The organism is Sulfitobacter sp. SK011, assembly GCF_003352065.1.
Classification (GTDB): domain Bacteria; phylum Pseudomonadota; class Alphaproteobacteria; order Rhodobacterales; family Rhodobacteraceae; genus Sulfitobacter.
In genome coordinates this window covers 1649735-1675285 of record NZ_CP025803.1, presented here as the reverse complement: position 1 = coordinate 1675285, position 25551 = coordinate 1649735, and the positions used below count along the sequence as shown (strand labels likewise).

The following is a 25551-nucleotide window of genomic DNA, read 5'->3' as shown; positions in this document are numbered from 1 at the left end:
GTGCCCGGATCACGCATTCCCAGGACAATTTCACTGGGATAAAATACTTGTTATCTAAACTGGTCTGTTTAGTTCACATGCGCTAAATAGATCAAATTACATGCCGCGCCGTGGCGTGGCCGATTATCAACGCGGAGTTATTTTATGCGTGTGTTTTCGATTCTGGCTGCAATTGCGGTGACCATTCTGCTGGCCATGTCAATATTGGCGCGCCCGCAGCTGCTGGCATTCTTTGGGGCAGATCCGGTTGAAACCGCACCCCAAGCCACTGATACTGTTGTCGGTGAACCCAAAACCGAGGCTGCGGACACCCCGGATTTGGTCAAGGTGATGGTGATGCGCAGTTTGGCCAAACAAGTCGGCAGCGGCGTTGTGCTGCGCGGCCAGACTGCCGCCGTGCGGCAGGTGGATTTGCGCGCTGAAACTTCCGCAGTTGTCGTGTCCGAACCCTTGCGAAAAGGCGCACAGATCGCAAAAGGCGACACGATGTGTGTGCTGGACCCCGGTACCCGTGGGGCCGCTTTGGAAGAAGCGCGTGCCCGGCTAAGCGAAGCGCAATCTCGCATCCCGGAATCGCAAGCGCGGGTTGAGGAAGCGCGTGCGCGGCTGACAGAGGCCGAGATCAATCAAAATGCCGCCGCGCGGTTGAGCGAGGATGGTTTTGCCTCTCAAACCCGCGTAGCGTCGTCGGACGCTGCTGTTGCATCTGCCAAGGCGGCGGTGACGTCCGCCACCTCCGGCCTCGGTGCGGCGCAGTCGGGCATCGAAGCGGCGACAGCCGCCGTGGCTGTTGCCGAAAAAGAGATTGAGCGTCTGACCATCAGAGCGCCGTTCAGCGGCCTGTTGGAAAGTGACACGGCGGAATTGGGCAGCCTGCTGCAACCCGGTGCGCTGTGCGCAACAATCATTCAACTTGATCCGATCAAACTGGTCGGCTTTGTCCCCGAAACCGAAGTGAACCGGGTGAGCATCGGTGCGCCCGCCCAGGCGCGGCTGGCGGCGGGTGGCACACAGGTCACTGGGACCGTCACGTTTCTGTCGCGCTCTGCGGATCCGGCCACGCGGACCTTTGCTGTGGAAATTGAAGTGCCCAACACCGATCTGGCCATTCGCGACGGTCAGACAGCGGAAATCTCAATCGCTTCTGCCGGGGTCACGGCCCATTTGATCCCGCAATCCGCGTTGACCCTGAATGACGATGGCGCGCTTGGTGTGCGGCTGGTGGATGAGGCAGCCTTAGTGTCTTTTGCGCCGCTCCAGATCATACGCGACACAGTCGATGGCGTGTGGGTCACCGGCCTGCCTGCACAGGCGGATGTGATTGTTGCGGGACAGGAATATGTCACCGCTGGCGTCACAGTGGCACCGACCTGGCGCGAGGTATCCCAATGAACGGCATTGTCGCATGGGCTGCCGGACGTGCGCGGATGGTGCTGGCCTTTATCCTGCTCAGCCTCGTGGTAGGCGGATATTCCTATTCGACACTGCCCAAAGAGGGCGAACCGGACATTGAAATCCCGGCTTTGTTTGTGTCGGTCCCCTTCCCCGGTATTTCAGCGGCGGATTCAGAGACCTTGTTGGTCAAACCGATGGAAACCGAACTGGCCGATCTGGATGGGCTGAAATCCCTGTCCGGCACGGCGGCGGAAAACTATGCCGGCGTGGCGCTGGAATTTGAGTTTGGCTGGGACAAGACCAAGATCATGGCGGATGTGCGCGATGCGATGTCCACAGCCGAGGCAAACTTTCCCGACGGCGCGGACAAATACTCCATCAACGAGATCAACTTTTCCGAATTCCCGATCATCATTGTCAACCTGACCGGCCCGGTGCCCGAACGCACGATGGCGCGGGTGGCGCGTGACCTGCAAGATGATCTGGAACCGATGGATGCCGTGCTCGAGGCCGGTATCGCGGGCAACCGTGATGAGATGTTGGAGGTTTTGATCGACCCCTTGCGCCTTGAAGCCTATGACGTGACGGCGGGCGAATTGATCAACACCGTGCAAAACAACAACCAGTTGATTGCAGCAGGCGAGATTGAATCGTCACAAGGTACATTTGCCGTCAAAATCCCCTCCTCATTCGACGAGCCGCGTGATGTTTATGCGCTGCCCGTCAAGACCAATGGCGACCGGGTTGTGACCTTGGGCGATCTGGCCGAGATCAAACTGACCTTCGAAGACCGGCTTGGTACCGCACGGTTTAATGGTGAAAAAACGCTCGCCTTGCAGGTGGTAAAGCGCAAAGGCTTCAACCTGATTGATACGGCCACTGCAGTGAAACAGGTTGTGGCGGAAAAAAGTGCCGCCTGGCCAGATGGCTTGCGGGCGGCGGTGACCGTTGGCACGTCAAACGACCAAAGCCGCATTGTCGACAGCATGGTGCAGCAATTGCTGGGCTCGGTGCTTACCGCGATTGCGCTGGTGATGATTGTGGTGCTGGCGGCGCTTGGCATCCGTGCCGCGATTCTGGTTGGTTTTGCGATCCCTACGTCGTTCCTGCTGTGTTTTGCGTTCCTCGCGTTGATGGGCATCTCAATCAGTAACATCGTGATGTTCGGTCTCATCCTGGCCGTTGGCATGTTGGTCGACGGGGCCATTGTTGTGGTCGAATATGCCGATGCGCGCCAGCAAGAGGGCGTGGGGCCGATGCACGCATACGTCGAAGCCGCGCAGCGCATGTTCTGGCCGATCATTTCGTCAACGGCGACCACGCTGTGTGCGTTCCTGCCGATGCTGTTCTGGCCCGGTGTGCCCGGTCAGTTCATGGGCATGTTGCCCGTCACGCTGATCTTTGTTCTATCGGCATCGCTGGTGGTGGCGCTGATTTACCTGCCGGTACTGGGGGGTGTCACAGGCCGGCTGGAACGCTGGATGGCCGACCGGATGCATTCGATTGCAGGCCTCAGGTGGTATTTGCATCTGCTGTTGTTCCCGCTGGCGATTGCGATGATCATGGTACCCATGGCCTTGATGCAGCCCTTCTTTGGGGTGATTTCGGCCCGGTTCGCCGTTATGGACGGGTTGAATGTTATTGGATCGGTGGTTCCGACCTTCGCGGTTGTTTTCTTGTGCGTTGTCGTTCTCTGCGCGCTGATCACCATTGGGCTTTCGGGCGCGATGATGGCGCTGCTGGCATTCTTTGGCCTGTTCACCCGTTTGGGACGGGGGGGTCGCTGGATCACCTCGCGACTGTTTCGCAAGGAACCTGACCGCGTATTCGCCGGCTATCGCCGCAACCGCTTTGGCCGGGTGATCGAATTTATCGCTGGCAACCCCATCATGCCATTGGTCGTCGCAGGCGTTGTGTTTGTTTTTGTGGGCACAGTGCTGATCTTCTTTGGCAACAACTCAAAAGGCGTCGAGTTCTTTGTCGAATCCGAACCAGAACAGGCCATCGTCTATGTGCTGGCGCGCGGTAACCTCAGCCTTGAGGAAAAGGACACACTGCTGCGAAAGGCCGAAGACATCGTGCTGGCCCATCCGGGCGTTCAAACGGCGTTTTCCTTTGCCGGAGAAGGTGGTCTGGACAGTAACACCGGCGGCGCACAGGCCCCCAAGGACTCCATAGGGCAAATTCAGCTTGAGACGATCCCCTGGGAAGACCGCCCCAATCTGAGCAAGGTATTGTTCACGGTTCCGCTGATCGGGTATCAGGTTACCCGCCAAACGCAGGACCCTGCTTTTGATGGTGATTTGATCATTGCGGAGCTGACCGAGCAGCTTGAGAATATTCCCGGCATTCGCATTGAAATTCTGGCACAGGCCCGTGGCCCGGCGTCGGCCAAACCTGTGCATCTGCGTCTCAAATCAGACAGCTTTGTCGATCTGATCACAGCCACAGCAATTGCGCGTGCCGAATTTGACGCCACCCCCGGTCTGACCCTGATCGAAGACACCCGCCCCCTGCCCGGCATCGACTGGAAGATTGATGTGGATGTCGAAAAAGCCGGTCAATATGGCGCGGATGTTCTGACCGTGGGCGCGATGGTGCAACTGGTCACGCGCGGGCTTTTGCTGGACACGATGCGCGTCGACAGCTCGGACGAAGAAATCGACATTCGGGTGCGTTTGCCTGAAAGCGACCGGGTGTTGAGCACGCTTGACACGCTCAAGGTGCGCACTGCCGATGGGCTGATCCCGCTGAGCAATTTCATCACCCGCACGCCGGTTCCGAAACTGGCCGAGATCAACCGTGTCGACCAAAAACGGTATCTGGACATCAAGGCGGGTGTAGGTGTCGGGCTGATGAAGCTTGTCCAGATCAAGACTGTTGATGGCGTCGAGACGCAGGAAACCTTTGCCAGCCTGCGCCCCGCGGCAGGGGACACCGATTTTACCGCCGCTGACGGGGTGGCGTACAAGGTCACGAAACGCACCGAATTGGGACAGGGTGCGGATTTGCAGGCCTTGGCGGACAAAGGCACATTGCGGCTGGTTCCGATTACCGCGAATGAACGGATCACCGAGATCACCAAATGGCTCGACACCAAGCCGCTGCCTTTTGGTGTCGCGTATGAATGGACGGGCGATCAGGAAGATCAGGAAGAATCGCAAGCTTTTCTCAGCTCTGCCTTTTCGGCAGCGCTGGGGTTGATGTTCATCATTCTGCTGGCGCAGTTCAACTCGTTCTACAACGCCGGGCTGGTATTGCTGGCGGTGGTGCTGTCCACCACCGGCGTGCTGATCGGCATGTTGGTGATGGATCAGACATTCTCGATTATCATGACCGGGACCGGGATCGTGGCCTTGGCTGGCATTGTGGTGAACAACAATATCATCCTGATTGATACCTATCAGGAATATGAACGCTATATGCCGCGCATTGAGGCGATCATCAGGACCGCTCAGGCCCGTATCCGACCTGTGCTCCTGACCACGATCACCACAATGGCGGGACTTGCGCCGATGATGTTTGGCCTGTCTCTGAACTTTGCTGACGGCGGCTATACGATCAATTCGCCGACCGCCCTGTGGTGGAAGCAACTGGCCACAGCTGTGGTTTTTGGCCTTGGCATTGCAACGGTACTGACCCTCATGGTGACACCGTCGATGTTGGCGATCCGGGTTTGGGCAACAACATATATCCGCTGGATTGCACGGTTGCTGGCCAAGCTGTCACTGGGCCGCGCCAGCAAGGCCGCGCGCGATTGGGCGTTGCAGCGTGACGCTCGGCGCTACACCGCGCAAGAGATCATTTGGGACAATGATCAGGTGATCCCGCCCGTCCCACAACCCAAAACCGGAAAGCTGGCTGCGGCGGAATAACACCGATAACCCAAATGTGAGGGGTGATCCCCTCACATCATGACTTTTTGGGGCTAGAGTTGATCTTATCTCGTACCCAAAAGGAATTCGCCGATGTCACCTCGTTTCATCTTTCGCCCGTTTGTCTTTGCCACAGCACTGAGCGCCCTCATGACCATTCCTGCCTATGCCGCTGATATGATAACCAAAATCAGCCCCCATTCCGTAACCATCACAATGGACCGTCTGGCCGCCGCGGTCGAAGGTGCCGGGGCCACGGTATTTGCCCGTGTCGATCACGCCGCCGGAGCAGCCAAGGTAGAGATGGAATTACGCCCGACAGAATTGTTGATTTTTGGCAATCCCAAGCTGGGAACGCCTGCGATGCTTGATGGTCAAACCGCTGGTCTGGACCTGCCGTTGCGCGTGCTGGTCTTTGCAGATGCAGAAGGCGTGGTGCAGGTCACCTATCATGATCCGGCTGATCTGGCTGAAACACATGGGTTGCCCGCAGATGCGCAGTATCTCGCGATGATGACAGGGGCACTGGACAAGCTGACGTCAAAGGCGATCGCAGAGGAATAGGGCATTTGGGTGGGCCGCCTGTGCCCACCTCACGCCAAGCCCCACGTGGCAATCAATGCCACCACAATGCCGTGTTACGCCGCACCTTCTTCGGCCTGTTGACGGGTCCACAATTGGGCATAGCGGCCGTCACGCGCCAAAAGATCCTCATGGGTGCCTTGTTCGACGATCTCGCCCTTTTCCAGCACGACGATGCTGTCCGCGTCCGAAATCGTGCTGAGCCGGTGGGCGATGGTCAGCACGGTGCGCCCCTGCCCCGCCCGGTGTAGCGCGTCCTGAATCTCGTGCTCTGTTTCACTGTCCAGCGCACTTGTCGCCTCGTCCAGCAGCAGGATCGGCGGATCCTTGAGCAAGGTGCGCGCAATGCCCACACGTTGCTTTTCACCACCCGACAGCTTCAGCCCCCGTTCGCCCACCGTAGTGTGATAACCATCTGGCAGGCTCAGGATGAAATCATGGATTTGCGCATCCCGCGCGGCCTGTTCGACATCGGCCTGACTTGCCCCCTCGCGTCCATAAGCGATGTTGTAGCCGATGGTGTCGTTGAAAAGCACCGTGTCCTGCGGCACAACGCCGATGGCCTGATGCAGGCTCAGCTGTGTGATGTCGCGCACGTCCCGACCGTCGATCTTGAGCGCACCGCCCTGCACGTCATAAAACCGGAAAAGCAGCCGGCCAATGGTGGATTTGCCCGACCCGGTTGACCCGACAATCGCAACCGTCTGACCCGGCTTTGCCTCGAGTGTCACGCCGCGCAGGATGGTGCGGTCTGGATCATAGCCAAAGGTGACGTTTTCAAGCGTGACCCGCCCACCGGTGACATCCAGATCAGGCGCGTCGGGTTTATCGGCAATCTCGGCAGGCTGGTCGAGAAGGCCAAACATCTGGCCCATGTCGACCAATGCCTGACGGATCTCGCGGTAGACGGTGCCCAGAAAGTTCAGCGGCACGGTGATCTGCACCATATAGGCGTTCACCATGACAAAATCGCCCACTGTCAGCGTACCGTTCTGAACGCCCATCGCGGCCATCACCATCACACCCACAAGGCCCGCCGTGATGATCAGCGACTGGCCGAAATTCAGGAATGCCAGAGAATAGTTGGTCTTGATTGCGGCGACTTCATAGCCTGCCATGGCCTCGTCATACCGGGTTGCTTCGCGGGCTTCGGCACCGAAATACTTAACCGTTTCATAGTTCAGCAGGCTGTCGATGGCCTTTTGATTGGCATCCGTATCCTGATCGTTCATCTGTCGGCGCAGTTTCACGCGCCATTCGGTGACGGCAAAGGTGAACCAGACATAAACAGCGATGGTCACCGCCACGACTGCCAGATACCAAACGTCGAAAAAGATCGTCAGAATGACACCGATCATCAACAGCTCAAGGATCAGCGGACCAATTGAAAAGAGCAGAAATCGCAGCAGAAAGTCGACGCCTTTGACCCCCCGTTCGATGATCCGTGACAGCCCCCCGGTTTTGCGGGTGATGTGATAGCGCATCGACAGCTTATGAATGTGCTCAAAGGTCTCAAGCGCCAGCATCCGCAGTGCGCGCTGCCCCACGCGGGCAAAGATCGCATCGCGCAGCTGTTGAAACCCCACCCCCATCAGACGCGCCATGCCGTAGGCGACCGTCAGGCCCACGGCCCCCAGCGCCAACATTGGCACGCCTTCGTTTGACAGCGCGTCAACGGCCCCTTTGTAGAAGAACGGGGTGATGACCGTGACCAGTTTTGAAGCAAAAAGGGCCACCATCGCCCAGATCACACGTCGTTTCACCCAAGGCATATTGGCAGGCCACAAGTAGGGCGCGACCTTGCGCAGCACCAACATGCCTGACTGACGCTCGGCCTGATCGGCAAGCTCTTCGTCGGTCAGCAATTGTTTTTGGTCAGCTTTTTGAGAGGTGTCCGGGCGGGCAGTGTCAGCGGGCATATAACTTCCAATGTGGTTGGTCCGTTACATAGTCCGCCCATGGCTGACTTGCCAGCGGTGACAGGATTTTTCGGATAATTCGAAAGGTTTTCTGATCAAACCTCAGGCATACGCAATCAATCCGGCAGGTCAAAAATCTGCCCGGGATAGATCAGATCCGGATCGCGAATATCGCTTTTGTTCGCTTCAAAGACCCGCACGTACAGGCGACCATCGCCGTACCGATCGCGCGCGATTGCCCAAAGTGTTGCCCCTGTTTGCACCGTGATTGCTTTGATCGGGCCCTCTTGACCGGCGGTGGCTTGCGCCAAAGCGGCAGCAGATTCTCGTTTGAACGGGGTCTCAACCCGGCTGGTCACGCTGCCATCTGCGCCAACTTCGTCAACGCGCAGGGTGTATATGCCTTCGTCAACATTCGGGACATTGCCCCGCCAGCGGCCCTGTTCGTCAACCGGAAGGTCGATCACGGCGTCGTTGTCGAGGTAGACGCGCACGGTCTGTGTCTCGGGCTGCGCACGACCGGCCAATTGCACGTCGCCCGCGTCGGAATAGCTGATCGTGTCCAGCGCAACACTTGCCATCAGTTCAGGTGCTGCGGGATTTAGAAGTTCAACACCTTCTGCCGTGGATTTCAAAACAGCAACGTCGGGTGTCTCCGCCGCGGTGACTTGCGCCGCCTCGGTCGCAGGTGCGGTGATCGGCTCGGCAACACCTTCTGACGGGGCGGCTTGCACTGTCTCTGGCTGCACTGTGGTGTTCTCAGCGGTGACGGCAGACGGCGCATTTGTGTCTGGATCCACGGTGACAGGTTCGGCCAGAGGTGTTTCGCTGAGTACCTGAGGCGCGACTTCAGCCACGGCAACAGGGCTTGTCGTCGGCGCGAGGATTATCTCGTCAAGCGAGGCGATCTCTACGCCGTCCACGCTCTGTGACAGGGACAACACATGCCCTTCCCCATCTGGCGCGACGATCACCAGGGTCGCGAATTTCCCGGACCCGTCTGCGATCGCAACACCAATAACCTCTCCGTCACGCAAAACCTGCACAATTGCGTCGGGGGCCGCGCGTCCCGCCACAACGGTCATGCCATCGGGTTCGCGGCGTACCTCATCAAATGCGGGTGGCGCAATTTGGGGCGGTTCAGCATTGTCGGTGGTCACCTCAGGGTCAGCGGGCGCATTGTCGGTTGCCATGACACTCTCGGTCTTTGGTGCCGCATCCTCACCTTTGGCCGTCTCCGCTGGCGGCTCGGCGGGGGCCTCGCCCTCAGGCTGCACCAAGGCAGTGGGTGTCGTCACGTCGACCGGATCATCTTTGGTGCCGAACCAGACAGCGACGGCCAGCACCGCGATGACGGCGACACCGATCCCTAGCGCGCCGGATATGCCACCCAGACCAGCCTGAATTTTGTTCATATCATTTTGTCCCTTTGGCCAGACGGCTGGCCATCCCAACGGTTGAGACCTTGTATCAAGCAGGTTAACACGGGTCAAAACACGGCGCGTCACTTTTGTTTTTTTCCTGAACTTCAAACCCGCTAGGATGGCCTTACGATGATCCAAAAATCTGTCTGCGTTTTTTGCGGCTCACGGCCCGGCAATGACCCAAATTTCACCCATGATGCGGAAACACTTGGTGCGGGGCTGGCCGCAAAAGGCCTGCGGCTGGTTTATGGTGCGGGCGATGTGGGGCTGATGGGGTCAGTGGCACGGGCGGCGCAGTCGGCGGGTGGCGACACCTTTGGTGTCATCCCTCAGCACCTCGTGGATTGGGAGGTCGGCAAGACAGATTTGACGACCTACGTCGTAACCGAAACCATGCATGAGCGTAAGAAAGTCATGTTCATGAACTGCGATGCAGTGGTGGTTCTGCCCGGCGGTGCGGGGTCACTGGACGAACTTTTTGAAGTCCTGACATGGCGGCAATTGGGCCTACACGAGAAGCCCGTTTATCTAGTAAATACAAAAGGCTATTGGGATCCTCTAACGTCTTTGTTGAACCACGTTGTAACCTGTGGATTCGCAAATGAGACACTGTTGGATTACATAACGATACTGCCTGACGCCGACACAGCTTTAAAGGCTTTGGATCAGGCTTTGGCTTGAAGTGTTTTACGGCCAGCGGGCTATGCCAAGCTTGATCGACCCGCTGGATTTCGTCACGATCAAACCGCTCCGACGCGCATAACCGGGCGGTTCTGGTGTCCATCTTTCAAAGTCCTGAGACAGACAAAGGCAGGCTTCGTGTTCGTCACTGGCCGCGCATTCCAACTGCGCAAGACAGAAGAAAACACATGGCTCGCGCGGTGCGTGGTTTTGACCCAAAATCGCCATTGGCTGCGGGCACAAAAGCGCCTTAGCAGCGCGCGCGTTTGTGATAGGATTGTCACAGGGCGAGGTGCCCCAGCTAAGGCCTAGGCTGACTCCACCTTCGCCCGCGCGCGTCCACCCCCCCCAACGATCAGCTTACAGTTGACTACTTGCCCGCCAATTCGTTCTTCACGATTTTCTCAATTTCTGGGATCGGGTGATTGGTCAATGTCTTGGGCACCTCTCCCACCACTTTATCGGCCACTTCTTTGTGCAATTCATTGCGCAATTCGCCCAGTGTCTGCGGCGGTGCAACGATAACGATTTTTTCAAACGCGCCTTTGTGCGCTTGGGTGAACAGGATTTCCGCCATGTCTTTGGCGAACCGTTCTTTGGCCAGTTGGTGCCAGTCTGTGTCTGCTACTGCAGAGCGGTGCACAGATGGTCCATCGTTAAAGCGGCCCGGGCGATTGGCAGCCTGTTCACGGGTTGGGGGATTGTCCTGCTCTTCTTGACGGATGACCTCAAGAAAAGGGTCTTCACCGTCGGTCTGATTTTCCAGGAAAAGGGCCTTTTCGCCATCTGCAACGAGAACCCAGGTGCCATTGCTCAATCGGGTCATAAGTAGCCTCCGTATTTTGACGTCTATTTCAACTCAACGCCAGGAAAGCTTGCACAGTTCCGATTATCCGCAAAACGCAATTCGCCTTGCAACATAAAAAAGGCCCCGTCGCAAAACTACGGGGCCAAAACTTTTTATCTTCAAATCAAACGGTTACATCCGCGATGCGACATTTTCCCAGTTCACCAGGTTGTCGAGGAAGTTTGACAAATAATCCGGGCGTGCGTTGCGGAAATCGATGTAATAGGAATGTTCCCAAACATCACAACCCAACAAGGTCGTTTGACCAAAACACACAGGGTTCACGCCGTTTTCGGTCTTGGTGACCTTCAGGCTGCCATCCTTGGCCTTTACCAGCCATGCCCAGCCTGAACCGAACTGGCCAGCGCCAGCCGCTTTGAACTCGTCCTTGAATTTGTCGACTGAGCCAAAGTTCTCGGTGATGGCTTTTTCCAGCTCACCCGGCATTTTGCTGTCGCCTGGGCCCATCATCTCCCAGAATTGGTTGTGGTTCCAAAGCTGGCTGATGTTGTTGAAAATACCACTTTGCGCCACCGCGCCGGCATCATAGGTGCCTGCAATGATATCCTCGAGTGATTTGCCTTCCCACTTGGTGCCTTCAATGGCCTTGTTGCCATTGGTGACATAGGCATTGTGGTGCTTGTCGTGGTGATATTCCAAAGTCTCGGCGCTCATGCCTTTGGCGGCAAGGGCATCATGGGCATAGGGAAGATCGGGAAGTTGAAAAGCCATTCGGTGGGCCTCCTCAATTGAAATTTCAGTCTGGGCCACATGAAGCGCTGTAGCACCTTTCGTCAAGGTCAACGCATGTGATTAGATCGGGTTCCGGTAGTATTTCGATGGTAATCACGTAGGTTTGGAGCAATTCCACGCGGCTTTGGTCCTGAAAAGAAGCCCCCCGTTTCGCATAAAATATCTGCCCAAGTGTGCCGTGCATCCCCTTTTTCGCCCAGTGCCAGTAAATTGACGTGAGCAATTGATGGGGATTGGGTCATTTTCGCCGCGTCTTGCAGTCACCGTTCGCGCGTAAATCAGTGTCGTAGCCATTTGGAATGGTCGACACCTCAACGGCCCCTGTCGTCTTGGCGATGGAGGCCCGGTAGTTGACACCCGCAAAACTTGTTCCGTCGTCGGTTTTGACGCCCTCAACGGTCCATTTTACGATCAGCCTTTTGGCATTATCACGCAGAACGGTGCCGGATACAGGTTCCTTGGCAAAGTTCAACGTAATGGCATCGACAATCTTGACCGAATTCTCGCCGGGCAGAATGATTGCAATCTTGGACGAAATCCAACCCTTGGCCCGTTCATAATCGGCGATGTCACATTCGTATAAAACAGCGCTTGCCAAGCTTGGACCTGCCAGACCGACGGCAGCGATGCTCGCCAAGACCACATTTTTTTCATCCCACCACCCGTAGTATAGCGCAATGACAGCTAGCATACTGGCGTCGGACGACAACCCAGAATTGAGGCGGTCTGACATCAAAGCGGTGCGTTACGTGGCGCTTGAGATCAGAAGTGATCCACCTCAGAACCGGGTTGTGCGGCGACCTTCAGCAGGTCAAACATGTACTGCGCCACCGAGCGAAAACAGATGATCTGAAACGTCTCATCATCACGCATCCAGAACGCGGCAGGCACCTGCGCCATGCGGGTGCGGCGGAACATGCCTGTGGTAAAGTGGTCCGGTGCCAGATCGACGGGTGCCAGCTTTGCCATCACCTCGCGGGCACGTGGGCCTTTGACCTGAAACACCGCGCGCGCGTCTGAGACGTTGACCGCCAATGTATGGTGATTTTCGATGGTTTTGTTTATCTTATCAAGGCTTTCCGAGACGTCGTTATAGGGACACATCACCAGAAGTTCGTCTGGCGACATCCACGCGATACCGCGTTCACCGACGCAGTTACACATCCGGTCCGCAGGATAATCGACCCCGGCCACTGCCGTGGACGCGTTGCGGATATGGGGCGCATCCAGATCGCCGCGCAGTGTGATCATGCCAAGCGGACCGATTTCCGAAATGGCGGCGATACCCGTCTCATGACGGACGTTTTTGAGGGCTGTCACCGGATCAGACATTTCCCTTCTCCCCTTCTTTGTCATAAAAAACCGGGTCGACGATTTTCGCCTCATAGGTTTTGCCATCGGTTCCGGGGAACGTGATTACCTCGCCCATGCGATCCGGGCCGTTGTGTACCAGCCCCATCGCAATGCCCTTGCCCAATACGGGCGAATGATAGGTCGACGTGACGCGCCCGATCATATTGCGCTGTCCGTTTTCATTGCTGCCCTCGCCCACCGCATAGGCCCCATCCGGCAATGTGGACCCATCCGTGGTTTCAAGACCGACCAGCTTCCAGCGGTTCGGATCGGTCATATGCGTGCGTTCCTGGGCGCGTTTACCCAGATAATCCTCTTTCTTTTTCGAGATTGCCCAGTTCAGGCCCAGATCCTGTGGAATGATGGTGCCATCGCTTTCATCGCCAATCATGATAAAGCCTTTTTCCGCGCGCAGAATGTGCAAACATTCGGTGCCATAGGGCATCACGCCCAGATCGTTGCCAGCAACCATCAATGCGTCCCAGAACGCCTGTCCCAGACTTGCATCCACGGCAATCTCATAGCTGAGCTCGCCCGAGAACGAGATACGGTAAACCCGGACCGTAAAACCACCAAGGGTGCCATCCGCCCAGTCCATAAACGCCAGCGCGTCCTTGGACACATCCATGCCGCCGAGTTTCTCAAGGCATTTTCGTGCATTCGGACCCACAACTGCGATTTGTGCATATTGCTCGGTGACATTGGCGGTATAGACTTTCCAGTCCCACCATTCGGTTTGCAGCCATTCTTCCATGTGACCGTGGATACGCTCCGCGCCGCCGGTGGTGGTGTGGCAGAGGTATGTGTCGTCGTCGATCCGCGCGACCACCCCATCGTCGATCAGAAACCCGTTTTCGGAACACATCAGCCCGTACCGGCATTTGCCCGGCTTCAGCGTCGACATCATGTTGGTGTACATCATGTCGAGGAATTTGCCCGCGTCCGGCCCTTTGACAATAATCTTGCCAAGGGTTGAGGCATCAAGAAGCCCCAGCTTTTCGCGGGTGTTGGTGACCTCGCGCATCACGGCATCATGGGTCGATTCAGCACCCTGCTTATAGGCATAGGGACGTCGCCAATGGCCAACCGGTTCGAATTCGGCACCGTGGCTTTCGTGCCAGTCGTGCATCGGGGTACGCCGGATCGGCTGAAACACGTCGCCGCGCGCCTCGCCGCCAATCGCGGCCATGGAAATGGGATGATAAGGCGGTCGGAAAGTGGTGGTGCCCACTGTCGGAATATCCGCATCCAATGCCCCCGCAAGCGTCGCCAGTCCGTTGATGTTGCTCAACTTTCCCTGATCCGTTGCCATGCCCAGCGTGGTATAGCGCTTGGCGTGCTCAACACTGACAAAGCCCTCTTGGGCGGCCAGTCGCACATCAGAAACCTTGACGTCGTTCTGATAGTCCAACCACGCCTTTTCACGCAGCTTGACCGAGGCGCCCTGTGGCATCATCCAGACTGGGGCCATCGGCGCATCTTCGCGGCGTTCCGCCTTGGGCGCGCTGCTGTCTTTGGGCAGCTTGAAGCCAAGGCTGACCGCGACACCATCTGCCGCTGCATGGGCGTCACATAAAACGTCGTCCAGCGCGAATACGCCTGCCGCTGCTCCCGCAGGGGTAACAAAGCCCAAGCCATCGGCACCCATAGGCGGGTTATCCACATCGGGGGAAAAACACGCATGAGCAGTATCCCAGCGCAGTTTGCCACCACAGTGCGACCACAGATGCACCACCGGCGACCAACCCCCCGACATGGCAACCGCATCGCAGGCGATCTCTTCCAGCACAGCACCTTCGCCGGCCTGACTGCAGACCTCAACACCGGTCACACGTTTGCCGCCTTTGACCGACGACACGGCATGTCCCATCATCACGCGAATGCCCAGCGCCTTGGCCTGTGCCATCAAAGGACTGTCCTGCGGCAGCACCCGCGCATCGAGGATCGCGGGCACGTCAAGACCTGCGTGCTTTAGCGCAATTGCCGTTAGGTAAGCGTTATCATTGTTTGTGACAACCACGGTGCGGTCGCCCACGGACACGCCAAAATTCACGACGTAATCGCGCACGGCTGCGGCAAGCATCACACCGGGAATGTCGTTGCCCGCAAAACTGAGCGGACGTTCCAGCGCACCTGTCGCGGTGATCACATGGCCTGCGCGAATGCGCCACAAACGGTGGCGTGGTCCGGCGCTTTGGGGCGCGTGATCGGTCAGGCGCTCATAACCCAGAACATAGCCGTGGTCATAGACCCCTGCCCCCATGCAGCGGGTGCGGATCTGAACATTCTCCATTGTTTTCAGTTCAGAGACGATATCGTCCACAAATTTATCCACAGGGTTGCCATCAATGCTGCCCCCATCGACCAGCGCACGGCCACCCCATGTATCCGTTTGCTCAAACAAGATGACACGCGCGCCAGAGCGGCCTGCCGACCGCGCCGCCTCAAGACCCGCAACACCACCGCCGATGACCAGCACATCACAGAAGGCGTAGAAATGTTCATAGGTGTCTTCATCGCGGGCTTTGGGTGCTTTGCCCAGGCCTGCGGATTGGCGGATGATGGGTTCATAGACATGTTTCCACGCAGCACGCGGATACATGAACATCTTGTAATAGAACCCTGCGGGCAAGAACCGGCTCAGGTGTTTGTTGATCGCGCCCACGTCAAATTCTAGGCTGGGCCAGTGGTTCTGGCTTGCGGCTTCCAACCCTTCAAACAGTTCGGTTGTGGTGACGCGCTGGTTTGGCTCAAATCTGCCCTCGCGCCCAAGGTTCACCAGACCATTGGGTTCTTCGGGGCCAGCCGCCACAATACCGCGCGGACGGTGATACTTGAACGAGCGGCCCACCAGCATTTGGTCATTTGCCAGCAATGCTGATGCCAATGTGTCACCCTCATAGCCGCGCAACTGTTTGCCGTTGAAGGTAAAATTGACCGGTTTGGATTTATTCAGCAGGCGTCCGCCTGTGGCCAGACGTGTGCTCATGCGCTCAGTTCCTTCTTGGACCAGCCGGGGCGTTTTTCTTCGATCTCTTCCAGCAGTTCAGGCGGCGGCCCGTAGGTCTGCGCGCTATAGCTGCCAAACACTTCAAGCGTCATCGTATCGCGCGCCACATGAAACCACTTGCCGCAGCCGTTGGCATGACGCCAGCGTTCAAAATGCACGCCCTTAGGGTTTTCGCGCATGAACAGATAGCTTTCGAATTCCTCTTCGGATGATCCGGGACCAAAGCGTTTCAGATGCGCCTCACCTCCACCGTGGAATTCGGTTTCTTCGGCGGTGACACCGCAAGCGTGGCAGGTCAGGATCAGCATGTCATTGCTCCGATCTTGGGAAATACGTTGGGCATGCCTTTACGAAAGGCACGCGGGTCATTGATGGATTTTTGAAAGCGATTGGCTTGGCACGCATCGCCACGGCGCATGGAAATGGCTTCGACGAGCTCATACTGTTTCCCGGTGCACATCTCAACAACCGGCGGGCATCCTGCCAGCCGATCAGCCAGCGCGTTCAGCCAAGCAGCACCTCGCTGACCCATTGAACATATCGCAAATATCAATGCACCCCAGAGGGTGTTTGGCCCGGTCTGCGCGTAAATGCGCCGTTCAGCCGTTGGTGTCTGCTGCGCCAGTCTCGGCAGGTGCTGTTGGTGCTGCGTTTTCAGTTGGCGCTGACCCGTTCCCGAGCATTGCAATGCCCGCAATGAAAATGACCAGGACAACAATCGCGATGATGACACCGCGCTGGGTGCCGTTGCCGCTGTGAATGGTTTCTGACATGGTCCATTCCTCCTTTTGAATAAGGAAATCATGGCATCAAAGCACAATCTGGCAACAGTTTTATCCGAATGCTTCGGTTTTCGGCCATTCATGGCCCAGCCCGCCACGCAAAAGCTGGCACCGTTTCGGATGCCAGCTTGCCTGATTTTTCCGTTATGCAGAAAAGCTTTAGTTGCCTTCAACAGTGCCTTCGACGGCTTCGGCAGCACCTTCAACGGCAGCGCCTGCACCTTCAACGGTGATGTTAACGTCATCTGACCCGCCGACGTCACCGCCCGCAAACATGAAGTACGCAAGTCCCGCGACCACGACGACAAGCGCGCCGACGACAAAGCCCATACCGGACCCGCCTGTGGTGGTCGTGGTGGTTGTGGTTGTGTGATCCGAGCGTGTTTCGTTGGGGTCAGCCATTGGTTGTCTCCTGATATTTCCAATTCTGCACGCTCAACGCCGCCCGCAACGGGATGGTTCCGCACGAAGATTGGTCTTTCAGAGATGGTGTCGAACAGATGCATCAATGCGCGACCCCTGCGGCCACGCTTTCATCAATAAAGCGTCCTTCCTGGAACCGGTTCAGCCCAAAGGCGTCGGTCAGCGGTGAACGCCCCTTGGCCATCAGTTCGGCCATTGCCCAACCGGAACCGGGAATTGCCTTGAACCCGCCGGTGCCCCAGCCACAGTTGATAAACACACCATCAACGGGCGTTTTCGACAGGATCGGTGACCGGTCGCCCGTCACATCCACAATCCCGCCCCACTGGCGCAGCATCTTAAGGCGGCTGACCATCGGAAAGGTCTCAATCAACGCACGCACGGTTTCCTCGATGTGGTGGAACGACCCGCGCTGGGTGTAGTTGTTATAGCCGTCGGTACCGCCGCCGATGACCATCTCGCCCTTGTCGGACTGCGACATGTAGCCGTGTACGGTGTTGGCCATCACAACCACGTCCATACAAGGTTTGATCGGCTCAGAGACAAGCGCTTGCAAGGCCACCGATTCAATCGGCAGGCGGAACCCAGCCATATCAGCCAGATGCCCGGAATGGCCTGCAACCACCATGCCCAGCTTGTCGCAATCGATGTCGCCGCGCGTCGTTGACACGCCGGTGACTTTGCCGGTCGTCTGGCGGATGCCCGTGACTTCGCATTTCTGGATCACATCCATGCCCATGTCGGAACACGCACGCGCATAGCCCCAGGCCACCGCATCGTGGCGTGCGGTGCCGCCGCGCGCTTGCCAGAGACCGCCAAGGACCGGGTAACGCGGCCCGTCGATGTTGATGATCGGGACCAGCGATTTGACCTTTTCCGGCCCGATAAATTCGGTCTTCACACCTTGCAGGTTGTTGGCATGCGCGGTGCGTTTGTATCCACGCACCTCATGTTCGGTCTGCGCCAGCATGATCACGCCACGCGGGCTGAACATCACGTTGTAATTCAGGTCCTGGCTCATGGTTTCATAGAGCGAACGGGATTTCTCATAGATCGCGGCAGAGGGGTCCTGCAGGTAGTTGGAGCGGATGATTGTGGTGTTACGCCCGGTGTTGCCGCCGCCAAGCCAACCTTTTTCCAGGATCGCCACATTGGTGATGCCAAAATTCTTGCCGAGGTAATAGGCAGTGGCCAATCCATGCCCGCCCGCGCCCACAATGATCACATCATAGCGTTTCTTAGGCTGCGCATCGCGCCATGCCCGGTTCCAGCCGGTGTGGTGGCGCATCGCCTCGCGGGCCACTGCAAATACTGAGTACTTCTTCATATTAGGCTTCCCCGGCATGGATAGACGATGTTCTCACGACAAATACGACATAGATTCGCATCGCGGGCGCATCCTGTTCTGTTCTGGAGTGATCAGTAGAAAAGAGGATACTCCCCACGGCACTCCTTAGCAATTTTGCGACATTGCCTGCAATTGGGGATTATCGCGTGTCAGACCAATCCGCGCCATGTCAATTTGTCCCCTTTTGTCGATCCGTTTCACAGGTTAGGTAGGCCCCATGCATAACTTGTCGAAACATTCATGATCTTCTGGATAACCACTGTCGCAATGGCCGCTTTGGTGGCCTTGGTGCTGGGCCGTGCGATCTGGCGCGGCGCGCAGATCGCAATGCCGGAACCAGCGCAATATGACATTCAGGTCTACCGCGACCAATTGGCTGCGGTGGAACGGGATGTCGCGCGCGGCGTGGTCCCTGCTGATGACGCGGAGCGGGTGCGCACCGAAATTTCGCGTCGGATACTGGCTGCGGATGCGGCTGGGGCAGATGTGCCCAAAGTCGAACAACACCGCCCATCGATTGTGCTTTTCATCGTCGTTCTGGCCGTGGTCGCAGGCAGTATTGCCCTTTATGCCAAACTGGGACGGCCGGGATACGGTGACCGCGCACTTGCCGATCGCATCGCCTTTGCCGAAAGCATGCGTGAAAACCGCCGTAGCCAAGAGACCGCTGAGGCGGCGCTGCCACCTTTTGAGGTCCCCGGGACGCTGAGTGCCGAGTACCTGAGCATGGTGGACCAGTTGCGCGCAACCGTGGCCGAACGGCCTGACGACCTGCAAGGGCACCGTCTTTTGGCCCAGAACGAAGCAAATGTCGGAGATTTCAGTGCCGCCGCTGCCGCGCAGAAAGAGGTGCTGAGGATCATGGGTGGCAGCGCCACGGTCAAGGATATCGGTGATTACGCTGAACTCCTGGTCTTGGCGGCGGGCGGCTATGTGTCGCCTCAGGCCGAGACAGCGTTGCGCGCCGTGCTGGCCCAGGACATGGAAGATGGCCGGGCGCGGTATTACATCGGTTTGATGATGGTTCAGACCGGGCGGCCCGATATCACCTTTCGTCTGTGGGACAACCTGCTGCGGCGCGGCCCGGCGGATGCGCCCTGGATTGCGCCGATCCGCGAGCAGATCATGGCCATCGCGCAGTTGGCCGGGGTGGATTACACAATGCCCCCATCTGGCACTGGTGATGCCAAAGGCCCCTCTGCTGCTGACATTGATGCCGCTGCCGAGATGAGTGCCGCTGACCGAATGGAAATGATCGGCGGCATGGTTGCGGGCCTCTCGGACCGGCTGGCAACAGATGGCGGGCCGCCCACCGATTGGGCCCGGTTGATCACCTCGCTTGGGGTGCTGGGGGAACAGGATCAGGCGCTTGCGGTTTTTAACAACGCACTGGAGGTCTTTGCTGGTGACGCAGGCGCGCTTGACATCATCCGCGCGGCCGGAAGCCAGGCCGGGGTTGCGGAATGATCATCGACGACATCACCGAATTCGCCGCCGCCCTGCCGCCGATGCAGGCCTTGATCGGTCTTGATCTGGGTGAAAAGACCATTGGCGTTGCGGTCAGCGACAGTTTTCTAAGCGTCGCGACCCCGCTTGAGACCGTGCGGCGCAAGAAATTCGGCCTTGATGCCGCACGTCTGATCGAGATCATCACAGACCGGCGCATCGGCGGTCTGGTGTTGGGTCTGCCGCGCAACATGGACGGCTCGGAAGGGCCGCGATGTCAGTCAACCCGCGCCTTCGCCCGCAACTTTGACCGCTTGTTGCCGCTGCCGATCACCTTTTGGGATGAACGCCTGTCCACGGTTGCTGCTGAAAAAGCACTGCTTGAGGCGGATACGACGCGCAAACGTCGCGCCGAGGTGATTGATCACGTCGCTGCTGGGTATATCTTGCAAGGTGTGCTTGACCGCCTGGCGGTGCTGCGCACGGGTGGCTTACAACAAGGTGGCGCGGAAATTGGTGGATGACGTTTGGAAGCGCGACGAGGTCGAAAGCCCCTGCATCAAGATTTGCGTGGTGCATCCTGAAGCGCGGCTCTGCACGGGATGTCTGCGGTCCATCGACGAGATCGGCCGCTGGTCACGGATGAGCCCGGATGAACGGCGGATGGTGATGGCAGAACTGCCCAGCCGCGCCGGTGCGTTTTCTAAGCGCCGTGGAGGACGTGCGGCACGCATGGCGCGGCGGCAGAGCTAGCTCTGGTTATCGTATCTGCGCAATCGAATGGAGCAGGTCGAGACCCTGTTCACATGTGATCGCGCCGTCTTGGCCTGACGGGGCATGATTGCTGTTCTTTGCAAACGCTGAGAGCCGCGCAAATGAACAGCTGGATTGATTTCGAAAGCGACCCTGAAACCCAAATGCATGTTGCCCGGTGGTGCGGGTAGCTGCGTCCCAGTATCCAAGATTTCCCTTTGGCCCCGTCAATATGATCCTCATCAAACACACTACCTTTTGTTACTCTCGGTTCTCCCGGTGTTTCCGGTTTCCATGGGTTTGAGTATTGTGTTTGAAATGGCAACAATAAGGCGCGGTCGGGGTGATTGTGGGGAAAATTCAATCTACAATTGTATTTGTCAGACTGTGAACCAACTTAGGGTCGGCCCAAGGTTGTGTACGGGGCACTCGCCGACCTGCGCCGATTGACCAAAACTTGCATGAATATGACCGCACAAATGCAGGCGCGGTGCCTTGTTTTGCAGCACATCCAGTATAGCGGACGATCCCTCATGTCGTCCGTCCTTCTGGCGGTCACAAAGCCCTTTTGGTGGAGTATGGGTGACCAAAACCGCCGCTGGCGGACAGGCCGCCAAAGCACGCGCGGCCTGAGGCTCTGTCATCGCGAAATTCCACACCTCATCGGTGCGGCGCGGGATCTCGGCCCCAAGGCCAAAAAACGCGATGTCCTGAAACCGGAGGGTGTCGCCGTGCAGCACATGCCCATCGCGCCAACCGGTGCAATAGCTGCGCATTTCGGCCAGTCGGTCGTGGTTGCCAGGCACCAGGATCACCGGGCGCGGAATGGTTCTGAGCAGATCCAAAAGCGGTGCGGCCCCCTGCCCCTTGGTGGCCAGATCACCGGCAACCACCACAACATCTGCCTGCCCTGCCGAGCCAACAAGCGCTTGAGTTGCGGCCAGATCACAATGCAGATCAGAAGTCGCCAATATGCGCATTAGCTTTTTGCAAATCTTAGGAGTGCCGCCCCGCTGAGCGTCGCAAAGGTGGCGATCAGCTTTGGCAGGTCCATACGTTCACGGAAAAAGAACACGCCGATCAGCAGGGCAAAGATGATGCTGGTTTCGCGCAACGCTGTCACAAGCGCAATCGGTGCCTGGGTAAAGGCCCAAATCACCAGCGAGTAGGCCACGAAGGATGCGGTGCCGCCAATGAAAAAGATGCGCAAGCCGCTGGTAAAGGTGCGCCTCAGGACCTGGGGTGTGGTCATCGCAAGATAAGCGGCAAATACGATGGCATTTAGCAACCCAAGCAGCCCATAAAATCCCCAGGGACTGCCAGAGACCCGCGCGCCCAGACCGTCAATCAGTGAATAGGATGCAATGAAACACCCGGTGATCAGCGCCAGCTTGGCCGCGGGCAGATTGCGGGTACCGTCCGACTGGCGCACCAGTGCCATGCTCATCAATCCCAATGCGATGATCGCCACTGCCAGCAATTCCAGCGGGGCCAGAACCACGCCCAAGCCAAACACCGACACCGCTGCAACAATCAACGGAGCAGAGCCGCGCGCGATGGGGTAAACTTGGCTGAGATCACCTTTGTTGTAGGCGTTGAGCAAGAACACCTGATAGCCAAAATGGCACAACATGCCGCCGATCAGATAGGGCCAGCTGGCAAACGCGGGCAGCGGTACCAGACACAGAACAATCAACGCCGCAGGCGTGTGACCGATCACCACGCAGGCCATATTGACCCGCTTGTCTGCGCCGCCCTTAACCAATGCGTTCCAGACAGCGTGTAGCAATGCTGCGCAAAGGACAGCCGTAAAAACAAGTGAAGACAAGCGCGTGATCCTGATTGAGTCCCGGCCAAAGCAACCACGGGTGACAAACAGAGACAAGCGAAATGATCAGGCAGCAACCCATGCGTCTGGCGAAAACTCGGGCCGGAAATAAGCGATCATGCGACCCTCGGGCGGGGCTGTCGCCTGAGGGTGCCAGATATCTACGCCGTGCAACATATGGCGGTGCAACAAGATCGCCTGACCCGGATTGGCCACTATCGGTACCGGATCAGTTCCCGCAAACACGGTACGGCGCGCGGTATGATAGGTGTCTGTCAAATCCACTTCGGTGGGGTCTTGATCCCCAATCGCACCTCGAAACGCCGCCCCCATAATCCGGTGACTGCCCGGCCAGACCACCAGCGGTGCGGCATCCGCGACATTGAGAGGCAGACCAAGAATGAAGGCATGTGGTTCGCGCATATGGCGCCGCCGAAGAGTACCTACGGGTAACAGCCCGTCCACATGGGCCGCCTTTCGGGTAATCCGATACTGGTGGTTTGCGTCTGTCTCATCCGGGTCCTGTTTGGGATAGCCCGGATAGACAATAGACAATTGCGCGGGGTGCCAGATCTGTGGCCAGGTGATATGGTCGGCCCAGGGACCAGTCAAAGCGACACCCGCGATGCTGCCGTCGGGATCATTGGGCAAGGCGTCGACACCGACAAACCACGTGTCACCGTGGCGCAGATTGGCGGCGCGTATTGCCGGGTCCTTGGACACCTGAACCGCAAGCCGATGCGCGGCTTGCGCCCAGGCCAAGGTCGCCGCGTCATGGGCAAAGACGCAAAAGCCGTCTTTGGCCCAGGTGGTCACCATCCCAACGCCTTGCGCAGCATGTTCAGCGCCACCAGCACCAAAAACACCGCGAACACCCGTTTCAGCCGCTTTGGGTCCATCGCATGGGCCAGCCTGACCCCCAGAGGGGCTGTGATCAGCGTCATGGCGATCACAATGAAAAACGCCACCAGATTAACGGCCCCGATGGTCAGTGGCGGCTTGCCTGACTGCATGTCAACGAAAAGGAACCCGACAACTGCGGGCACGGCAATCAACACACCAAACCCCGCAGCGGTGGCAACAGCACGGTGAATTGGCGTGTTGTAAAGGCTCATCAACGGCACGCCGAAACTGCCGCCGCCGATGCCCATCAGCACCGACAGGAACCCCACACAGGGCGACAGGATGGCGCGGGCTAGGCCCTTGGGCATTGCCTCAGCCACCCGCCAATGCGCGCGACTGAACCCCATATAAAGGCCCACAATCAATGCCAGACTACCAAAGATGATCTGCAGCGTATTGGTGCGCAGTTGCGCGACCAGCAGCATGCCCAAAACCGCCCCGATCACGATGCCGGGGGCCCATGTGCGCAGGATATCCCAATCCACTGCACCCTTTTTGTTGTGGCTGTGAACCGACCTGATGGATGTCACCATGATGGTGGCAAGCGAGGTTGCCAGACACATCTGCATCAACTGCGGGCCGCCGTAACCAAGCGTTTGAAACGCATAGAAGAATGCTGGCACCAGAACAATGCCGCCGCCCACGCCCAGAAGGCCTGCAAGCACGCCCGCAAAGGCACCGATGGCCATTAGCAAAAGCGCCATCTGCACCAGTATCATCGTCTCAGGCATCTTGAGGTCCCCACGCGGTTTTGACGGTGCTACACCGCTTCTTGGGGTTGGGCCAGTGTTTCCACCGCGCCAAGTGCATCGAGCACCAGCGCAGGCCCCGCCCCCGGTAAATGGGCCCCTTCGGACAACATCCGCCGCCAGATCCGCGCACCCGGTCGCCCGGTAAAGAGGCCCAGCATGTGGCGGGTGATCTGGTTCAGCTTGCCGCCCTGAGCCAGATGCGCGTCGATGTAGGGTACCATTGCACGCACGGCATCGGCGGCATTGGTGTCCTCGCCTCTGCCAAAGATCACCCGGTCTGCCGCACACAGAATATCGCAGGGCGCATGATAGGCACTGCGTCCGATCATCACGCCATCCAAACCCGCGTCGAGAAACCCTTTGGCCTGATCCAACGTTGTGATCCCGCCATTGACTGAAATATGCAGGTTGGGAAACAGCCCCTTCATCTGGTGCACGATGTCATAATCAAGTGGCGGAATATCGCGGTTTTCCTTGGGCGACAGCCCCTGCAGCCACGCCTTGCGGGCATGGATCGCCACACGGGTACATCCCGCGCCAACCACATGCGCCAGAAATTCGGGCAGGATCACCTTTGGGTCCTGATCGTCCACGCCAATGCGGCATTTCACGGTGACTTCGACCTCTACGGCCGCACGCATCGCCGCGACACAACGCGCGACAAGCGCAGGGTGCTCCATCAAGACCGCACCAAATGACCCCGACTGCACCCTGTCTGACGGGCACCCGACATTAAGGTTAATCTCGTTATACCCCGCCTGCGCCCCAATCCGCGCCGCCTCGGCCAATTCATCTGGATCAGACCCGCCCAATTGTAACGCGACAGGGTGCTCGGACGGATGATGATCCAGCAAATGCAGCGCACCACCCCGCACAAGCGCAGGGGCAGTCACCATTTCCGTATAAAGCAGCGCCTCTTTGCTGAGCAAGCGATGCAGATACCGGCAATGGCGGTCTGTCCAATCCATCATAGGCGCAATAGAAAGTCTAGCGTGTTGATTTATTTTCATTTTTCTTGTATCTTCAAACTGTTGCGAGGGCAAAGTTGTTACGCAGGAATACGCCCCAATATCCCCCTATTTGCCCCTTTTCTACGACTCATTGCACACTCAGCGCACACGATATGGCCACTATAAGCAAGCTTCCCTCCGGTGGATGACCCAGGTCCAGATCAGACGCAAGGGCCGCTACGCCAGCGAGACCTTTCACCGCTCAAGCGACGCCCACAAATGGGCCCGTCAGGCGGAGACGCGTGTCGATCAGGGCCTGTCACCGAACAAGTCGTCCGTTTCCCGCCTTGCGACGTTTGGCGATCTCGTCGACCTGCATATAGACGACATGTGCGCGGTTAGGAAACCACCCCGCAGAAGTAAAGCCGCGACCCTGGCCACTTTGAAGAACGACCTCGGCAGTGAGCGGATAGGTCATATCGATCGTGCGATGCTGATCGAGTATGGTCGCAAGCGGGCCAAGCAAG

The 25551-nt window shown here is 57.9% G+C and carries 24 protein-coding genes; 7 read left to right on the top strand and 17 right to left on the bottom strand.

Annotation, left to right across the window (positions count from 1 at the left end; genetic code table 11):
• Positions 1-144: 144 nt before the first annotated feature.
• The 3 genes from C1J02_RS08190 (at position 145) to C1J02_RS08180 (ending at position 5834) form a co-directional block, all read left to right on the top strand.
• Complete coding sequence (locus tag C1J02_RS08190; protein ID WP_114878127.1) at positions 145-1392, top strand: efflux RND transporter periplasmic adaptor subunit; 1248 nt, start codon at positions 145-147, stop codon at positions 1390-1392.
• Positions 1389-5270, top strand: a complete 3882-nt coding sequence (locus C1J02_RS08185) for an efflux RND transporter permease subunit (RefSeq protein ID WP_114878126.1) — start codon at positions 1389-1391, stop codon at positions 5268-5270. The genes C1J02_RS08190 and C1J02_RS08185 overlap by 4 nt, the downstream gene beginning before the upstream one ends.
• A 93-nt stretch (positions 5271-5363) precedes the next feature.
• A complete protein-coding gene (locus C1J02_RS08180) occupies positions 5364-5834 on the top strand; it encodes a DUF302 domain-containing protein (protein WP_205389882.1) in 471 nt (156 codons plus the stop codon).
• A 74-nt stretch (positions 5835-5908) separates the two neighbouring features.
• Here C1J02_RS08180 and C1J02_RS08175 read toward each other — a convergent pair whose 3' ends face one another.
• The gene (locus C1J02_RS08175) at positions 5909-7771 is read right to left on the bottom strand and encodes an ABC transporter ATP-binding protein/permease (protein ID WP_114878125.1); all 1863 of its coding nucleotides are present in this window, start codon (positions 7769-7771) and stop codon (positions 5909-5911) included.
• A gap of 116 nt (positions 7772-7887) precedes the next feature.
• Complete coding sequence (locus C1J02_RS08170) at positions 7888-9186, bottom strand: LysM peptidoglycan-binding domain-containing protein (protein WP_114880465.1); 1299 nt, start codon at positions 9184-9186, stop codon at positions 7888-7890.
• A gap of 138 nt (positions 9187-9324) precedes the next feature.
• Between C1J02_RS08170 and C1J02_RS08165 the strand changes: the two genes are divergently transcribed.
• A complete protein-coding gene (locus tag C1J02_RS08165; RefSeq protein WP_114878124.1) occupies positions 9325-9876 on the top strand; it encodes a TIGR00730 family Rossman fold protein in 552 nt (183 codons plus the stop codon).
• Positions 9877-10246: 370 nt separating this feature from the next.
• Here C1J02_RS08165 and C1J02_RS08155 read toward each other — a convergent pair whose 3' ends face one another.
• The 9 genes from C1J02_RS08155 to C1J02_RS08115 all read right to left on the bottom strand — a co-directional run bounded on the left by C1J02_RS08155 (position 10247) and on the right by C1J02_RS08115 (position 18371).
• Complete coding sequence (locus tag C1J02_RS08155; protein ID WP_114878122.1) at positions 10247-10702, bottom strand: host attachment family protein; 456 nt, start codon at positions 10700-10702, stop codon at positions 10247-10249.
• Positions 10703-10855: 153 nt separating this feature from the next.
• Positions 10856-11455 (bottom strand): superoxide dismutase, encoded by a 600-nt coding sequence (locus C1J02_RS08150; RefSeq protein ID WP_114878121.1) that lies wholly within the window; start codon positions 11453-11455, stop codon positions 10856-10858.
• A 259-nt stretch (positions 11456-11714) separates the two neighbouring features.
• A complete protein-coding gene (locus tag C1J02_RS08145) occupies positions 11715-12209 on the bottom strand; it encodes a hypothetical protein (RefSeq protein ID WP_114878120.1) in 495 nt (164 codons plus the stop codon).
• A gap of 29 nt (positions 12210-12238) precedes the next feature.
• Positions 12239-12808 (bottom strand): sarcosine oxidase subunit gamma, encoded by a 570-nt coding sequence (locus C1J02_RS08140; RefSeq protein ID WP_114878119.1) that lies wholly within the window; start codon positions 12806-12808, stop codon positions 12239-12241.
• Positions 12801-15818 carry a sarcosine oxidase subunit alpha family protein gene (locus C1J02_RS08135; RefSeq protein ID WP_114878118.1) on the bottom strand — a complete coding sequence of 1006 codons (3018 nt, stop codon included), beginning with the start codon at positions 15816-15818 and terminating at the stop codon, positions 12801-12803. Before C1J02_RS08135 ends, C1J02_RS08140 begins: the two co-directional genes overlap by 8 nt.
• Positions 15815-16147, bottom strand: a complete 333-nt coding sequence (locus C1J02_RS08130) for a sarcosine oxidase subunit delta (RefSeq protein WP_114878117.1) — start codon at positions 16145-16147, stop codon at positions 15815-15817. The genes C1J02_RS08135 and C1J02_RS08130 overlap by 4 nt, the downstream gene beginning before the upstream one ends.
• A gap of 291 nt (positions 16148-16438) precedes the next feature.
• Complete coding sequence (locus C1J02_RS20840) at positions 16439-16612, bottom strand: hypothetical protein (RefSeq protein WP_162798275.1); 174 nt, start codon at positions 16610-16612, stop codon at positions 16439-16441.
• 168 nt (positions 16613-16780) lie between these two features.
• Positions 16781-17023 carry a hypothetical protein gene (locus tag C1J02_RS08120; protein ID WP_114878115.1) on the bottom strand — a complete coding sequence of 81 codons (243 nt, stop codon included), beginning with the start codon at positions 17021-17023 and terminating at the stop codon, positions 16781-16783.
• 103 nt (positions 17024-17126) lie between these two features.
• On the bottom strand, positions 17127-18371 hold the full coding sequence (locus C1J02_RS08115; protein ID WP_114878114.1) for a sarcosine oxidase subunit beta family protein: 1245 nt from the start codon (positions 18369-18371) through the stop codon (positions 17127-17129).
• A 261-nt stretch (positions 18372-18632) separates the two neighbouring features.
• On the opposite strand from C1J02_RS08115, the gene ccmI reads away from it, so the two are divergent.
• From ccmI to C1J02_RS08100, 3 genes are read left to right on the top strand one after another with little or no spacing between them, the layout of a single operon-like run.
• The gene (ccmI, locus tag C1J02_RS08110) at positions 18633-19859 is read left to right on the top strand and encodes a c-type cytochrome biogenesis protein CcmI (RefSeq protein WP_114878113.1); all 1227 of its coding nucleotides are present in this window, start codon (positions 18633-18635) and stop codon (positions 19857-19859) included.
• A complete protein-coding gene (gene ruvX, locus C1J02_RS08105) occupies positions 19856-20362 on the top strand; it encodes a Holliday junction resolvase RuvX (RefSeq protein ID WP_114878112.1) in 507 nt (168 codons plus the stop codon). Before ccmI ends, ruvX begins: the two co-directional genes overlap by 4 nt.
• Positions 20352-20591, top strand: a complete 240-nt coding sequence (locus C1J02_RS08100; RefSeq protein ID WP_205389881.1) for a DUF1289 domain-containing protein — start codon at positions 20352-20354, stop codon at positions 20589-20591. Before ruvX ends, C1J02_RS08100 begins: the two co-directional genes overlap by 11 nt.
• A 380-nt stretch (positions 20592-20971) precedes the next feature.
• Here the strand turns inward: C1J02_RS08100 and C1J02_RS08095 are convergent, their stop codons facing one another.
• The 6 genes from C1J02_RS08095 to C1J02_RS20835 form a co-directional block, all read right to left on the bottom strand.
• Complete coding sequence (locus C1J02_RS08095) at positions 20972-21571, bottom strand: metallophosphoesterase (protein ID WP_114878111.1); 600 nt, start codon at positions 21569-21571, stop codon at positions 20972-20974.
• Positions 21571-22419 carry a DMT family transporter gene (locus C1J02_RS08090; protein WP_114880463.1) on the bottom strand — a complete coding sequence of 283 codons (849 nt, stop codon included), beginning with the start codon at positions 22417-22419 and terminating at the stop codon, positions 21571-21573. Before C1J02_RS08090 ends, C1J02_RS08095 begins: the two co-directional genes overlap by 1 nt.
• Positions 22420-22485: 66 nt before the next feature.
• Positions 22486-23238, bottom strand: a complete 753-nt coding sequence (locus C1J02_RS08085; protein WP_254693240.1) for a hypothetical protein — start codon at positions 23236-23238, stop codon at positions 22486-22488.
• Entirely contained in the window at positions 23232-24053 is an 822-nt protein-coding gene (locus C1J02_RS08080; protein WP_114878110.1) for a sulfite exporter TauE/SafE family protein, read from the bottom strand. Before C1J02_RS08080 ends, C1J02_RS08085 begins: the two co-directional genes overlap by 7 nt.
• A gap of 29 nt (positions 24054-24082) precedes the next feature.
• Complete coding sequence (gene dusA, locus C1J02_RS08075) at positions 24083-25084, bottom strand: tRNA dihydrouridine(20/20a) synthase DusA (protein WP_114878109.1); 1002 nt, start codon at positions 25082-25084, stop codon at positions 24083-24085.
• Positions 25085-25343: 259 nt separating this feature from the next.
• Positions 25344-25550, bottom strand: a complete 207-nt coding sequence (locus tag C1J02_RS20835) for a hypothetical protein (RefSeq protein ID WP_162798274.1) — start codon at positions 25548-25550, stop codon at positions 25344-25346.
• Between the last annotated feature and the right edge of the window lies 1 nt (position 25551).